Genomic DNA, 15756 nt, shown 5'->3' on the forward strand with positions numbered 1-15756 from the left:
ACAAATTAATACACGGATTATATAGTTACCATTATGTCAGTAGAAGATAAATCTATATTTCTTGAGGCTATGAAGGATGTTAAGCCTTTAAATACCACTAAAAAAAATGAGAGTTACAATCCTAAAGCAATTAATGCGGCTCAAAAAAGTGTATTAAAACGTGTAAAGCGTAAAGCGAATCTTGAACAAAAAAAACAAACAACGTTAGAAACTGAAAAAGACTTTTCTACCTCTAAAGTCAGTGCTTTTGAAAGCATTCTTTATCACCAAAAAGGGATTCGCCTTCAAGAGTTGTCTAAACTCAAAAAAGGCGAATTTAGTATTCAAGCGGTACTTGATCTTCATGGTTTTACACAGGATACTGCCGAACAACAAATCATTGAATTTGTAAGCCATTGTTATCATGAAAAATACCGTTTTATTCGTATAATTCATGGTAAAGGCTACAATTCAGAAGATGAATACCCCATTTTAAAAAATTTAGTTAATCAACTTCTTCGACAGATTAAAGTCATTATTGCCTTTGCAAGCACCCCAGAAAAAGATGGTGGAACCGGTGCTGTTAACCTATTTTTAAAAGCCCATTAAATGAGTTAACTGATAAATCATTTAGCGCTATTCACTTTAATATCTTGCTCTTCTTCAACTTCAGGCGTTTTTAGCTCAATAACTTGAACAAAAACTTCATCTTCCTTAACCATTCCTAAATTTTGTCTAGCCAATGTTTCAATTGCCGCTGGATTGGTTTGCAATGACTTAACCTCTTTAGCTAACTTTACATTTTCTAAACGTTGTTCCTCTAAAGACTTTTCTAAGGTATTTAGCTGGTCCTGCAAAACAAAAAGCTCGCCGAGCCCTCCATCGGAGGACAATAAGCGAGCTTGCAAAACAACAATAAGAATAGCTAATGCAATATAAATCTTTTTCACATTGCAGACCTAATCTCTGTCATTACTTTAAGTTGTAAAATGTTTCTTTACCAGGGTAAACAGCTTCATCACCCAATGCTTCTTCAATACGAATCAATTGGTTGTATTTAGCAATACGATCCGTACGAGATAATGATCCTGTTTTAATTTGACCACAACCGGTTGCAACAGCAATATCAGCAATAACCGTATCTTCAGTTTCACCAGAACGGTGAGAAACGATAGCCGTATAACCCGCTTTTTTAGCCATCGCGATAGCTTCAAACGTTTCTGTTAGAGTACCAATTTGGTTAATTTTAATTAGGATTGAGTTACCAATGCCCTTTTCAATCCCTTCTGCAAAGATTTTAGGATTAGTAACAAATAGGTCGTCACCAACAACTTGCAAACGGTGGCCATCTTTTTCAGTTTGGTATTTAAAACCATCCCAATCAGATTCATCTAAACCATCTTCTATTGAGATAATTGGATACTTATCAACCCAAGTAGATAAAAGATCAACAATCTCTTTTGAGGTTAATTTTTTATTTTCTGAACCTAAGTTATACATACCATCTTCATATAATTCAGATGAAGCAGCATCCATAGCTATCATAATATCTTCACCAGCTTTATAGCCAGCAATTTCAATAGCTTCTAAAATTACCGTTATGGCTTCTTCATTAGATTTAAGGTCAGGAGCGAATCCACCTTCATCACCTACCGAAGTGTTATAGCCTTTGTCATGCAATACTTTCTTAAGTGCATGGAACACTTCCGCACCGTAACGAATTGCTTCCGACATCGTTGGCGCACCAACAGGCATAATCATAAATTCTTGGAAATCTACAGAGTTATCTGCATGCTCACCACCGTTAATGATATTCATCATTGGAACTGGCATTTTATAAGTATCTGTTTTTAGGTAAGCATATAAAGGCAAGTTTTTAGACTTAGCAGCGGCTTGAGCAGTGGCAATTGATACTGCAAGAATCGCATTAGCACCTAAACGCGCTTTATTGTGAGTTCCGTCAAGTTCAATCAAAATGCCATCAATCGCAGATTGATCGGTTGCATCTTTACCAATTAAAGCGGCTTTTATTTCAGTATTGATATTATTAACTGCTGTTAATACACCTTTGCCACCAAATTTAGATTTATCGCCATCACGTAACTCAATTGCTTCACGAGAGCCTGTTGACGCTCCAGAAGGTGAAATACCACGACCCATTGAGCCATCATCTAGAATAACATCCGCTTCAACCGTTGGGTTTCCACGAGAATCAATGACTTGACGGGCTTTAATATCTTTAATTAATGACATTCTTTAACTTCCTACTTCTTTTTTAAATTTATTTGATGGGGTTATTTTATCGAGTATTTATTACAACTCAATGACAAACTAAAACGAGCTTCTATTCACTTAATAAGCTACTTTCAATAAACCCTTGTTTTTTTACCGTATCATCCAGCATTTTTAGTGTCTCCAATAAAGGCTGAAGATTACCAATAGGCCACATATTTGGACCATCACTTAATGCATTTTTTGGATCAGGATGAGTTTCCATAAATACCCCTGAGACACCTGCCGCAATTGCAGAACGAGCCAAAACAGGAACCATCTCTCTTTGCCCGCCTGATGTTGTACCTTGTCCACCCGGCTGTTGAACTGAGTGCGTTGCATCAAAAACAACGGGACACCCCGTTGAACGCATAGAGGCTAAGCCTCTCATATCTGAGACCAAGGTGTTATAACCAAAAGAAGTACCACGATCGCAAACCATAATTTGTTCATTACCTACTTCATGGGCTTTAGCCACAACTTGATCCATGTCCCAAGGCGCTTGAAATTGACCTTTTTTAATATTAACGGGAATACCTTGACGGCAAACATTTTGGATAAAGTTTGTTTGGCGCACTAAGAAAGCTGGCGTTTGCATCACATCAACTACCGAAGCGACTTCATTCAAAGGAGTGTCTTCATGTACATCAGTTAACACGGGCACGCCAATTTCGTCTTTCACTTTTTGTAAAATTCTTAGACCTTCTTCTACCCCCAAGCCTCTAAAGCTTTTTGTAGATGAGCGGTTTGCTTTGTCATACGAAGACTTATAAATAAAAGGAATACCTAAATTTTCAGTCATTTCTTTTAACTGGCCTGCTGAATCAATAGCCAACTGTTCTGACTCAATAACACAAGGTCCCGCAATTAAAAAGAATGGTTGGTCTATACCAACATCAAATCCGCATAATTTCATTTAATTAACCTTTTGATTTATATGTATTAGCCGCTTTTACAAATGCCGTAAATAACGGGTGACCATTTCTTGGTGTAGAAGTAAATTCAGGATGGAACTGACAAGCAACAAACCAAGGGTGATCTGCAATCTCAACAGTTTCTACTAAACTGCCATCTTCCGAACGACCAGAAATTATTAATCCGGCCGCTTCAAGCTTAGGAACATAGCCATCATTCACTTCATAACGATGTCTATGACGTTCACGGATAATATCAGCACCATAAACTTCGTGAAGTTTTGACGTTTTATCAAGCAAACAATTCTGGCCGCCTAAACGCATAGTTCCACCTAAATCTGCATCTTCAGTACGTTCCACAACTTGGCCGTTTTCGTCGGTCCATTCAGTTATCAATGCCACTACAGGATGCGGTGTATTTGGATTTAGCTCTTTACTATGCGCGTCTTTTAAACCGGCTACATTTCGTGCATATTCAACGACAGCCATTTGCATTCCTAAACAAATGCCTAAGTAAGGAATCTTGTTTTCACGAGCATATTGAATTGCCAAAATCTTGCCTTCCACACCACGTTCACCAAAACCACCGGGAACTAAAATGGCATCTTTACCCTTAAGTGCTTCAATACCATTCGTTTCTAATGTCTCAGAATCAATATAATCGATATTAACATGCGTATCAGTATGAATACCGGCATGAATAAGTGACTCAATCAACGACTTATATGCTTCAGTTAAATCTACATACTTACCAACCATGGCAATTTCTACGGTTTTACTTGGATTTAACTGAGCTTTTACCACTTCATCCCAATCAGCAAGATTGATAGATTTTGCATCGATATTAAGCTTGTTTACCACTAAGCCATCAAGACCTTGTTCATGCAGCATACGTGGAACGGCATAAATAGTATCCGCGTCTAAAGAATTAATAACCGCTTTCTCTTCCACATTGGTAAATAGCGCTATTTTACGTTTTTCACTCTCTTCAAGCGCCATTTCAGATCGACAAATAAGAACATCCGGTTGAATACCAATAGAACGTAACTCTTTAACCGAGTGTTGTGTTGGCTTTGTTTTAACTTCACCCGCAACCGCAATATAAGGCAATAAGGTTAGATGCATAAATAGAGCACGATCACGGCCTACTTCAATACTAAGTTGTCGAATAGCTTCTAAAAACGGTAAAGATTCAATATCACCAACCGTTCCACCAACCTCAACCAAAGCCACATCATAACCCTCTGCAGCCCCTAAAATGCGACGCATAATTTCATCAGTAACATGGGGAATAACCTGAACCGTTCCTCCGAGGTAATCACCGCGTCTTTCATTACGAATAACCGTTTCATAAACTTGACCCGTAGAAAAACTATTACGGCGTGTAAAATGGCGTTGAACAAAACGTTCGTAGTGACCCAAGTCTAAATCGGTTTCCGCACCATCATCGGTTACAAAAACCTCACCATGTTGAAGTGGGCTCATTGTTCCTGGATCCACATTAATATATGGATCCATTTTAAGCATACTAACCTTTAGGCCACGAGCTTCTAACAATGCACCCAAAGATGCTGCTGCAATGCCCTTTCCTAAAGAAGAAACTACACCACCTGTTACAAATATAAATTTAGTCATCAACACACACTTTTTAGAAGTTTTGAAATTACGAATGAGGGTAATCAGAATGGAAGAAAATTATAGCTTATAGCACTACTTTCAGCAATGTATTAATTCAGTTTTAAACAACTTTGAACAACTTAAATTTAACTAAGCATTGAAATAATACTGCTATTTAAATCTAATGAGATTAATAACGATTATTTCAATAGTTTCATCAAGCTTAATCGCTGACAATAATTTAAATAAAATGTGTTATTCTCTCCGCGAAAATTCTGAGAATTATCCATTAAAACAGGAGTAGCTTGACACTTATTACAACCTAAAACAGCTATAGATTTATCCGAAAACTCCATAACAGGCCAGACTTTTCTCTCCCAAGACGGGATTTTATTTTTCTGAAAAAAGGCTTTTAACTTTTTTCTATTTATCTCATCGCAAGCCGAGACAGAACGTAATTTAACTTTAACTCCAGGAGTTATCCTATTGTTAAAAAAGTAAAAACCCTTACTGTCATCAAAAAAATCATTTGATTCACAACCATCTAAATTTATTTCATTTGAACCCAATATAAATTCAATTTCAAAAGGCTCTGCTTGTTTAGGTAAATAATACAATCTAGATTGATAAAACCTTAACTCACCCAACTTCAATTGATAACGATAATCTGAATTTTTACTCATCGCATAATTATCAAAAGCATCTAAAATCCAATCATAATGAGCTCTATTTAACACGGTATTCGGCCAATAAACTTTGAACCAAAACCGTATGATATTTTTTTGCTCGATCCAATCAAACATTTCAAAATCAACGAGCTCAATAAAAGATGGGGTGAAATTCATTTTTTGCAATGCATCTTGAGCTAAACGGTCTAATAAAATTGATGCTTCTTGAACATTTGAAGCGGTATTAGCAATATTAGCTTGAACTTTTGGCCATACATCCTTCAATCCAGGTAAGACATTTAACCGAATATAATTTCGCCTATAGTGATCATCTTGATTACTTTTATCTTCTACAAAACTCAAGTTATATTGACTAGCATACGTTTGAAGCTCGCTATAGGGCACATTTAAAAGAGGCCTACTATGAGTATAGTTAATCAATTGACCATCAGACTTGGTAAATTTTTTGGCTTTATCACTAGGCATCGCTGACAAACCGCCAATTCCACTCCCTCTAAACAAGTTCAGCAGTAAGGTTTCAGCTTGATCTCGCTGATGATGTCCGGTAATTAAGCAAGCCTCTAAAACACCATAATCATCCATAACTTTTTCAAATGCTTTATAACGTAACTGACGCGCCTTAGATTCTAAACCTTGACGATTAAAGCTACCTAAATCAATACTCAGAGCGATAAAGTTAATGTTTAAAGATTCACAGACGTTACGGCAATGCTCTGCCCAAAGGCTAGATTCGTCCTGTATACCATGATTGATATAAATTGCATGAAGAGGGAGAGATAAATTTAGAGTCTTAAGCTCTGTTGTTAAAGCATGAAGCAAAACACTAGAATCAAGGCCTCCACTAAAACCCACAAATAGGTTTGTCGTTGGAGTGATAGAGTGCAAATAGGAATTGATAGCTTTTTGAATAGAATTTTCTTGTGAAGATCGGCTAACTAAATAATTCATAAACACCTCTATATTAAGAAGTGTTTAACATATTGAGAACATAGGAAATTAAGCCGATTCAAAATTTCCATAACCCATATAACGATCATATCTAGCGGCAACTAACTCATCAACAGGCTTAGCTTTCAATTCATTAAGCTGTGCAATCAAGGCCTGTTTTACATTGTTTGCTGAAACGTCATAATCACGATGAGCCCCACCAAGCGGTTCAGGAATAATATCATCCACCAAACCTAAAGATTTTAAACGAGTCGCTGTAATCCCTAAAGCTTCTGCAGCATCAGAGGCATTAGCCGCATTTTTCCAAAGAATAGATGCACAACCTTCTGGTGAGATTACTGAATATGTACTGTATTCCATCATCATAGTGATATCTCCAACACCTATTGCTAAGGCACCACCAGAACCACCCTCACCAATTACTGTGCAAATAATTGGCGTTTTAAGCTCTGACATCTCAATTAAATTTCTTGCTATCGCTTCACTTTGACCACGTTCTTCTGCATTAATACCAGGATAAGCACCAGGAGTATCAATAAAAGTAACCACAGGAATATTAAAACGCTCAGCCATTTTCATTAAGCGTAAAGCTTTTCTATAGCCTTCTGGACGAGGCATACCAAAATTACGACGAATTTTTTCTTTTGTATCTCGACCTTTTTCTTGTGAGATTACCATAACAGGCTGCCCTTCCAGACGAGCAATACCAGCTACAATAGCCTCATCATCAGCAAAGGCGCGATCTCCATGAAGCTCTTTAAAGTCTGTAAAAACAGAATCGATATAATCCAATGCATAAGGACGTTGAGGATGGCGAGAAACTTTTGCTATCTGTACATCTGTTAACTTTTTAAAAATTGATTCCGTTAAATTTTTGCTTTTCTCTTCTAATGCCGAAATCTCTTGTAACAAATTCATATCTGCATTATCCAAATGACGAAGCTCATCAATTTTGGCTTCTAATTCGGCGATTGGCTGTTCAAAATCTAAAAAATCAAGTTTCATATTATTTTTATCCGTCTTCTAGAGGGTCTATTAATTTTGATATTTTAACAAAAATGCATTTTTAATGGGTAATTTGCTAAAAAAATTTAGACTATACCCTCTAATTAATTAACTTCTATTAATCACTTAGTTTATCTACATCTCTTGTATTTATCTATTTTCCCTTTAAAATCCACCACTTCAAAAACAAACACTCATTTAAATCGTGAAAACACGCTGATAAAATTAGGAATTTCCATGCTTATTCAAACATCAAAAACCATTTCCGCTATTGCCTTATCACTTTTATCTATTAATGCCTTTTCTGCCAGTGATTCATCCACCAAACCACTTACAGGGTCTGGTGAACTCGGATTTAGTGATAGTACGGGTAACACCGTTAATACCTCTTTATATGGCGCTTTAAAATTAATCTACAGCCAAAAAAATTACAGCATTAAGTCAGAACTTGAAGCCAACTATAAATCAGAAGATGGTACACAAACTCAAGAACGCTACATTATTAATATTCAAGGTAATCGCTATTACACAGCTGATAAATCTTATTACAGCCTTGTGAGTGCTCGATTTGAAAAAGACAAGTTTTCGGACATTGAGCTAGATAGCACATACTCGCTAGGTTTAGGTAAAACACTTTATAAAACTGAACAGACCAATCTAAACGGAGAAATGAGTGTCGGTTATCAAAACACTGACTATGTTACTCAAGGTGTAGACTCGGATTCACAGACAGTCGGTATCGCTAAGCTTAACTTAACCCATAAAATCAACGAACAGGTCGCTTTTGCACAAGATCTCTCCGTAACGACTGGCGAAGAACAAACTAAATTAGAGAGTAATACCGGATTTAAAATAAAAGTGGCTGAAAAAATGAACCTAAAAGCCGCTTATAAATACCGTCATAACGATAGCCCTGCCGCCGGGACTAAAAAGACAGATACTCAAACAGTATTAACCTTAATTTACGACTTTTAAGATTTGCATTAATAAAAAAGAGCGAGTTATTTCAACATAACACGCTCTATTAATTAGCAATTTTATTCTCTATTATGATATGGGAACACTAAGAGCTTTTATTTGATTTGCCTTTTCATAAATATCCAATAACGCCTGATGTCTTAGACTGTTATTAAATATATCTAAACCTAAATCTTGGCCATCAAACACAACATTCCCATTTAGATATAACCAGGCCTGGTCACTTAATTCAAGCCCAAACAAAAGCTCGCTAGCCTGTCTATCAACACAGTTTTCAACCATCATTTCTAAACAAAACTTTAATGCCTGATATTGAAGCATCCATTTACTATTTGGATTTACAAAATAAATCGCATCCTGAATCGCATCAAACGCCCCTTCAATATCTTCGGCAGCAAGCAAAGCCCAGAATCTTAACTCAACAATTTTTAGTTCTGCCCAAAAAGACCCTGGATCAGGCATTAAACCAATAAGCGAGGCAACACCTTGATGATCACTAAACCCTAAATCATCTATAAGGCCGACTAAACCTAAATAATTTTTAGAATTAGGAAGCTCAAGAAGTGCTTCTCTCAATAAACGGCCAACATTCTGATTACTCTCTATCATCTCTTCAGTTGGGTAAATCTCAGACATTCCTGGAACAACGATTCTGCAAGCCTCAAAGCCACAATGATTATAATTTGCGACAAAAACTTGAGTTTCTTGCTGCATAACTAATTCACACAAACTATCCCACTGAGATTGAGTGTCTCCAGAAAAATCCCAGTTCACAAATTCAAAGTCGTAGTTTTGAGATAAAAAATTAACATGGATAAGACCGCTAGAATCTATAAAATGGTTCTCAATATTTTCATCCTCGGCTACCGCATAAGCATCAAACACAGGTAATTGAAAACCATCAAGGTTATCAAGATGACGGCCTTGAAGTGACTCTGTTAAGGTTCGTTCTAGAGCGACTTCAAATATTGGATGAGATCCAAATGAAGCAAAACAAGTCCCTGTTTTCTGTTCAAATAGCGTGACATTAATAACAGGAAATTGACCACCCAGAGAAGCGTCTCGCATTGAGACTTCTATGCCCGCTTTCTTTAACGCCTCAACGGCTTCAACAATAGCAGGAAATGCTTCAACCACTTCATTGGGAATTTCAGGCAAGCAAAGGTTCTCCCGCAAAATCTTGTTTTTAACCCAACGCTCAAAAATTTCTGACAAGCCTTGAACCTGCGCTTCTAAAGCGGTATTTCCTGCTGATAAACCATTACTCGCATAAAGATTACTCAATAGATTCATTGGAAAGTAAACTACTTCTTTTGTTGAGTTATTTTTTAACGGAATCGCCTTAACTTTCTCATCTGAATCATTAAAGCTTAGCAATTCATTAAAACCCAACTCATCCGTATCATTATAAAAGCCCCATAATTCAGGCGTTAAACACGTCTCAATATCGTTTTCATCAAAATGTTTTTCATCAGGATAATATAACCAGGCCTGGTGATTTTCTTCGACATCCAACCAATAATCGGAAAAGAAATAGTTAGTTGATAGACGCTCTAAAAACTCTCCCAAAGCACTTGCCAGTGTAGATTTTCGGCTTGTTCCTTTGCCGTTGGTAAATAATCCTGGGCAACGCTTATCATTGATATGAAGTGAAAAGACATTATTTACGGGGTTTAACCAAGAAGCCTCCTCAATTTCAAAATCCATTTTTTTTAGGGTCGCCTGCATTTTTGCAATTGAATCCTCTAAACAGGCATCTTTACCTTTAATGTAGGTTAACTCACTCATTTCTTTTCAACTTTATTTAAATAATATTCGGTTTATAGATTTTTCTAATTTTTTAAGAAAAACATAACTTTAAGAAAACCTAAATAATACAGTTAACTCATAATTTCTTGCATTAAAAAATTTTGGAATAGCATCCATATATTCAATCGCTATCGATTAAATAATCATTAAAATAGAATTTGGTTACAATTTTTTTTCAATGAGAGCTGTGCACAAGTGGCTACAAAGAAAAATTGTGGTAAAAATTATCTGATTGAGGCGAAAATCATAGCTAATAGATGATTATTGGTATTTTTTTCAACAGTTTTTTAATCACGTTTATCGATGTAATCACCTCATGTAAAGCTATCAATACTAATAGAGACCTTTCCACGAGAGTATGCGCGAGTAAAAATGGTTAAAATTCACCCGATTTTTGTTGGAAAACTTGCGAATAGCTAGCTATTCCCTGCTTTTTCCGCCGCAATCAGGCAAATTTTTCCTCATTTTTCTTTCGCACCTATCTCGTGCAAAGGTCTCTAATAATATTAATTAGGGCTACAATCATGAAACCACTTAAAACAGTATCAAACCACTCAACCAATCTAATCCTTATTTCAAGCTTAACATTGGGTTTATTTTCATCAACTAGTTTTGCCAATGCCCCTCACCCAGGTAAAGAGCTGCATGATTCAGTAAACTGTATGAAATGTCATGCGGCAAAACCCTACGACCCTCAAAAGACAACATCTTATCCAAAACTAGTTAAAACGGTTGCCTTTTGTAACTCCAACTTAAATACTGGATTGTTTGAAGATGAAGTTGAGCAAATTGCAGACTATCTAAATGACACTTACTACCATCATCCAAAAGAATGATGCTTAACGTTTTTTGAATTCACTAATTTGCTTTTTGAGCTGTTCTAAATCTTTTGGAGCAGCTTGCTCAAGGCCATCTTCATAAAGTTGTGATTTAGCATCTTCCACCACTTTGTCAATAGCCTGAATTAAGAAATAATATTTTGTACTTTGAGAAATAGCTTTCCAGTCACGTTTTTTACTATACCAAGCCTGTTTAAGGTCATCATCTTTATCAAATAAATCTTTTATTCTGTTAAGAGCAATGATTAATGGCGCAATACTTTCATAGGGTTGCATAGGTCTGCCATACTCACCATAAAAACTCATTCGGTCTAATCGCGCAATCTCAAATGCAGGAATCATTTCTTCTAAGCCATTTAATTTTGCTTGCTTTTCCGCTTTTAGGATTCGTTCCGCATTCAATAATGGAGCATCTGACTTCCAACGCCCAAAAACGATATAAAGATTATTTCTTTCAATAAAATAAGTTTTTCCATATCCTAGTTCTAAAGCATCCTTATGAGAAACTAAGTAATCTAACTGCTTTTTATCAAGCTTGGTGGTATCTGTCCATAACTCCCAAACACTGTCCTTAGTATCACTATTTGGAGCAAGTTCGTGTTTAACCATAGGTACACATGAAACACCGTAGTCATGACCTTCTACATAATCCATTACCGATATTTTGTAATCACCATTAGGCATTACATGCTTAACTTGACCAATAATAAAAGCATCATCTTTTATGTTAGCCGCAGGATAGGCAACAAAGAGAGTATCTCCCTCAGAGAATTTATGCATTGAACCAACAGCACATGCTTTACTTATAAAAGCACTAAGTAAAATACAAACTAAAATATAAAAGTTTTTGTGGAGTTTTATCATTTATTTAACCTAAAGATTAGAGTTTAACGGCCAATACATCGCATTTTGCATGATTGATGACAGAGTTAGTCGTAGAGCCGGTTAGGAGTTTTATTCCCGAGACACCATGCGCACCCATTACAATCAAATCATGCTGTTTTTGACTAGCGTATTCTACAATATCACTACTCGGAATCCCTTCAATAACCTTAAAATTTGTTATTTGGAATTGATTTGCTAGTTTTTGTAATTTTGTATTTGAAGTCTCTAATAATGTTTGAGCCAATTCTTCATCCCAAAGCCCCGGCATTCCCATTACAGCAATATCCTCTAAAACTGGATAAACCGGAATTTCAACAATATGAATGAGTTCAATATCAGCATGGCATTGACTCGCCATCGCCTGAGCTTTTTCTAGTGCTTTTTGACTATTTTCAGAAAAATCAACTGCAACCAATATATGTTTATACATACCATTATTCTCAACAACCATATTCATCTAACCGCCCTCGTAAAGACCTTTTAATTTTTTATTCACATTTACTGTGGATAAGTTTGTGTGTAATAAAAACTTAACTTAAAAAAAACCATATAATTCCTATACTTTGCCACCACTGCTTATTATTTAAGCAGTAAACCGTTTAAATTTTCAAATCATAATTAAAAGATTTTATGGAATTTTTTATCACTTTTTTATCACTTTTTTATACATTCATAGATTCTCGAAATGTCTCTATTATTTTGCAGCTTCAGCTGATAGCTTTTTTTGTTTACGCTCCTCAATCGTGTCTGCAATATGGTTACGTAAATACAACGGGTTCGGAATAGCTGAATCTAAATAAGAAGCTGAATTAGCATTGGCATTAGTACTATGATTACTATTAGTTATTGCTAACCTTGCAATAGAAACGGCATTTGGAAGTAAAGAACTCCAGTCATTGAAGAGTTCTTTTAGGTCTGGATATTCAGTATCAGTATCTCCAATACCCAATTCACAAACGTTTGGTATATATTCTGTAACTTCTCTTGGAGGTATCAATATAGGGTTGTCAGAAAGAATTTCTTTATTTTGGGCATTATAGGTACCGGTCATTAAGTAAACTTCATTCATCCGAGCATCAAGGAGTGACGCCCAACTTAAATCTTTTTCTGGTTTTATTTTAGAAAGGGTCTCCTCTGCCATTGCTAACAAAGAGGAAATCGCAATCACTGGTTTATTCCAGCCTAATGCCAGGCCTTGAATGACACCGGATGCTATTCTTACACCAGTAAAAGCACCGGGGCCTTCTCCATACGCAAGCAAATTAATTTCACCAGAATCAATACCAGCCTGATGAAGTACCTCATCGACCATTTCTAAGACTCTATGAGCGTGTTTTTGTGGCAAAATTTCATGACAAGAATAAGTCTTTTCATTATAAATTAGCGCTACAGAGCAAGCGGCAGTTGACGTTTCAATAGCTAATACATTTTTCAAACTCATTTGTAATTCACTCTCCGTACCCATTTTAATCTTATTCTTTTCATTTTAATTTATCTATAGCGGCCTTAGCCTCATAAATCCAAGGAAAATCAGGCAAGCTTTGTTTGATTGTATTGCCATAACCCTTAGTTGATAGTCGAGGATCACACAGCATTAATACTCCCTTATCACCAATATCCCTTATCAAACGCCCAGAACCCTGCTTCATGGCAATTACCGCCTCGGGTAATTGAAAATGTGCAAAACCACTTAAACCCTTCTCTTTTAAATAGGCTTCTCTTGCCTGCACAATAGGATCATCTGGCGGAGCAAAAGGGATACGGTCAATAATAACTAATTTCAGATCATCTCCTTTTACATCAACGCCTTCCCAAAAACTGCTAGTGCCCAACAATATAGCATTATCTGAATCTTTAAAACGTTGCAACAAGGTAAGCTTAGGAAGGTCCCCCTGCACAAGAAGAGTACCATCCCAATGACTTTCTAATATTGCTTTGGCTTCCTGCAAAGCTTTATGACTGGTGAATAGCATAAACGCTCTACCTTCACTGGCTTTAAGCAATGGCCATGCAGCCCTCAACAAAACTTTAACATATTCACTACTTCTGGGCTCTGGTAAGCCAATTGGGTGATAAATTAGACCTTGCTCTTGATAGTTAAAAGGACTTTTCCAGCAAGCTGTTTTTGCATCATCTAAACCTAAACGCTTTGCAAAATATTCAAAATTATTTTTTACACTTAATGTAGCTGATGTAAATAACCATGCTCCGCCAATATCTTCACGTTGTCGACTAAAAGGCGCTGCAACACTTAAAGGGGTCAGATTAAATTTAAAACGTGCCTGAGAAGATTCCACCCAACGAATTTTATTTTCAGATTGACTGGTTAACCAATCATTAAATTGTGCGAGTAACTCCTGACTACGTTTATGAACAGCTGTCAGCTGCTTACCTCGTTCAACAACCAGTTTAAGCTCACTAATGACCAAGCCTAATACATCTGTAAAGCGTTTAATTGCAACTTGAAAAACTTTTTCATCTTGAAGTTGATTCCATGTCCAACGTTTTTCCCATTTACCTAGTGAATCATTGATAAGCTTAACCTGTTCATCAAGCATAACGGCTAAATCATTGATTTTTGTAGTTTCGGGTGATTCAGCCTTTTGAGCTTGCTTAATATCCCTAATGAGTTCTTCTAACTGCACTCTGGAAATGGAAAAACCTAAAAACTGAGCCGCCACATCGGGCAATTGATGAGCTTCATCAAAAATATAAATATCTGCATCGGGTAGAATTTCACCATATCCCTGCTCTCGTAAAGAAAGATCCGCACAAAACAGGTGATGATTAACCACTAACACTTGTGAATCAATCGCTTTTTGTTTTACAACAGGGTAAAAGCAACCCGAATCTTGATTACATTCAGCCGCCTGACAAAACTCCATACGAGCACAGACCTTTCTCCAAATAGTGTCCGTTTCAGAAACCGAGTCTAATTCAGACTTATCACCGCTTAGGGTTTTCTTGTCAACCCACTCTCTAATTTGAGATAACTTTTTCCAATCTTGTTTACTGTGTTGTTCTACTGTTTCTGTGACCTCTAAACGTTGAGGACAAACATAATTGTCGCGCCCTTTAAGTAATCGCGCTTTTCCAGAAATTTCACATGCTTTAAAAAGAATAGGAAGGTCTTTTTGAACAAGTTGCTCTTGAAGGGTCTTAGTTGCCGTTGAGACAATAATTTTTTTGCCCGATAGTAACGCGGGAACTAAATAAGCAAATGTTTTACCTGTTCCGGTTCCCGCCTCAGCAAGAAGGGTGTCATTCTCTTCAATCAGTTCCATGACTTCCTTAGCCATGTCTATCTGTGCTTGTCTTGGCGCATAGCCATCTACTAATTTTGCCAAACTACCCGTTTCACCTAAAACAGAGTCTATCGATAGTTGTTTAGTGGTATTTTTTTTATCAGAAGATAGCGTCATATTAGATGTTGTAAACTCATAAAACAGAATATTAAATTATACGCAAAACAATACTACATACGGTAGCAAAAGGTAGCAAAAGAAGCTTATATGAGGGAATAAACACAAAAGAGTGGAATTTTGTATGTTTTTTGAGAGATTGCTAGACAATATAGAATTATGTCGTTATAATCCGCGACTTCAAATTTGAACTTAAGTCGAATTGGTTTTGAATATTCGGCAAATTTTATAATGGATATATCTGATGAAAATTTTATCTTCTTTGAAATCAGCTAAGACACGTCATAAGGACTGTCAAGTTGTTAAACGTCGTGGAAAAGTTTACGTTATTTGTAAAACTAACCCTAAATTTAAAGCGCGTCAGCGTTAATCTTTAGGTTTTCATGTCAAAAAGGCGCAC

Annotated in this window: 15 protein-coding genes; 4 read left to right on the plus strand and 11 right to left on the minus strand. The window is 36.4% G+C overall.

Going from position 1 to position 15756, the window contains the following annotated elements; translation table 11 throughout:
• Positions 1–33 precede the first annotated feature (33 nt).
• On the plus strand, positions 34–588 hold the full coding sequence (locus tag BS34_RS12565; protein WP_051640706.1) for a Smr/MutS family protein: 555 nt from the start codon (positions 34–36) through the stop codon (positions 586–588).
• A 17-nt stretch (positions 589–605) separates the two neighbouring features.
• Here the strand turns inward: BS34_RS12565 and BS34_RS0105835 are convergent, their stop codons facing one another.
• From BS34_RS0105835 to BS34_RS0105860, 6 genes are all read right to left on the minus strand, one after another.
• Positions 606–929: an FtsB family cell division protein gene (locus BS34_RS0105835; RefSeq protein ID WP_051640707.1), complete on the minus strand. Its 324-nt coding sequence runs from the start codon at positions 927–929 to the stop codon at positions 606–608.
• Between the two features lie 22 nt (positions 930–951).
• Positions 952–2232, minus strand: a complete 1281-nt coding sequence (gene eno, locus BS34_RS0105840) for a phosphopyruvate hydratase (RefSeq protein ID WP_029407597.1) — start codon at positions 2230–2232, stop codon at positions 952–954.
• Positions 2233–2323: 91 nt separating this feature from the next.
• Positions 2324–3166 carry a 3-deoxy-8-phosphooctulonate synthase gene (gene kdsA, locus BS34_RS0105845; protein WP_029407598.1) on the minus strand — a complete coding sequence of 281 codons (843 nt, stop codon included), beginning with the start codon at positions 3164–3166 and terminating at the stop codon, positions 2324–2326.
• Positions 3167–3170: 4 nt separating this feature from the next.
• The gene (locus BS34_RS0105850; RefSeq protein ID WP_029407599.1) at positions 3171–4799 is read right to left on the minus strand and encodes a CTP synthase; all 1629 of its coding nucleotides are present in this window, start codon (positions 4797–4799) and stop codon (positions 3171–3173) included.
• Between the two features lie 182 nt (positions 4800–4981).
• A complete protein-coding gene (tilS, locus tag BS34_RS12570) occupies positions 4982–6418 on the minus strand; it encodes a tRNA lysidine(34) synthetase TilS (protein ID WP_051640708.1) in 1437 nt (478 codons plus the stop codon).
• Between the two features lie 48 nt (positions 6419–6466).
• A complete protein-coding gene (locus BS34_RS0105860; RefSeq protein ID WP_029407601.1) occupies positions 6467–7423 on the minus strand; it encodes an acetyl-CoA carboxylase carboxyltransferase subunit alpha in 957 nt (318 codons plus the stop codon).
• A 237-nt stretch (positions 7424–7660) separates the two neighbouring features.
• Here BS34_RS0105860 and BS34_RS0105865 point away from each other — a divergent pair, with 237 nt between their 5' ends.
• On the plus strand, positions 7661–8398 hold the full coding sequence (locus BS34_RS0105865) for a DUF481 domain-containing protein (protein WP_029407602.1): 738 nt from the start codon (positions 7661–7663) through the stop codon (positions 8396–8398).
• Positions 8399–8470: 72 nt separating this feature from the next.
• On the opposite strand, the gene ycaO is transcribed toward BS34_RS0105865, so the two are convergent.
• Positions 8471–10189 (minus strand): 30S ribosomal protein S12 methylthiotransferase accessory factor YcaO, encoded by a 1719-nt coding sequence (gene ycaO / locus BS34_RS0105870; protein WP_029407603.1) that lies wholly within the window; start codon positions 10187–10189, stop codon positions 8471–8473.
• A 545-nt stretch (positions 10190–10734) separates the two neighbouring features.
• Between ycaO and BS34_RS0105875 the strand changes: the two genes are divergently transcribed.
• Positions 10735–11046: a hypothetical protein gene (locus tag BS34_RS0105875; RefSeq protein ID WP_051640709.1), complete on the plus strand. Its 312-nt coding sequence runs from the start codon at positions 10735–10737 to the stop codon at positions 11044–11046.
• A 3-nt stretch (positions 11047–11049) separates the two neighbouring features.
• Here BS34_RS0105875 and BS34_RS0105880 read toward each other — a convergent pair whose 3' ends face one another.
• From BS34_RS0105880 to BS34_RS0105895, 4 genes are all read right to left on the minus strand, one after another.
• Entirely contained in the window at positions 11050–11913 is an 864-nt protein-coding gene (locus tag BS34_RS0105880) for a hypothetical protein (RefSeq protein WP_051640710.1), read from the minus strand.
• A gap of 16 nt (positions 11914–11929) precedes the next feature.
• Positions 11930–12391: a universal stress protein gene (locus BS34_RS0105885; protein ID WP_051640711.1), complete on the minus strand. Its 462-nt coding sequence runs from the start codon at positions 12389–12391 to the stop codon at positions 11930–11932.
• 237 nt (positions 12392–12628) lie between these two features.
• Positions 12629–13375 carry a tRNA (adenosine(37)-N6)-threonylcarbamoyltransferase complex dimerization subunit type 1 TsaB gene (gene tsaB, locus BS34_RS12575; RefSeq protein WP_158660982.1) on the minus strand — a complete coding sequence of 249 codons (747 nt, stop codon included), beginning with the start codon at positions 13373–13375 and terminating at the stop codon, positions 12629–12631.
• Between the two features lie 40 nt (positions 13376–13415).
• Entirely contained in the window at positions 13416–15356 is a 1941-nt protein-coding gene (locus BS34_RS0105895; protein WP_029407608.1) for an ATP-dependent DNA helicase, read from the minus strand.
• Between the two features lie 244 nt (positions 15357–15600).
• Between BS34_RS0105895 and ykgO the strand changes: the two genes are divergently transcribed.
• Positions 15601–15726: a type B 50S ribosomal protein L36 gene (gene ykgO, locus BS34_RS0105900; protein ID WP_029407609.1), complete on the plus strand. Its 126-nt coding sequence runs from the start codon at positions 15601–15603 to the stop codon at positions 15724–15726.
• The last annotated feature ends 30 nt before the right edge of the window (positions 15727–15756 follow it).

The organism is Thiomicrorhabdus sp. Milos-T2 (assembly GCF_000702325.1).
Classification (GTDB): domain Bacteria; phylum Pseudomonadota; class Gammaproteobacteria; order Thiomicrospirales; family Thiomicrospiraceae; genus Thiomicrorhabdus.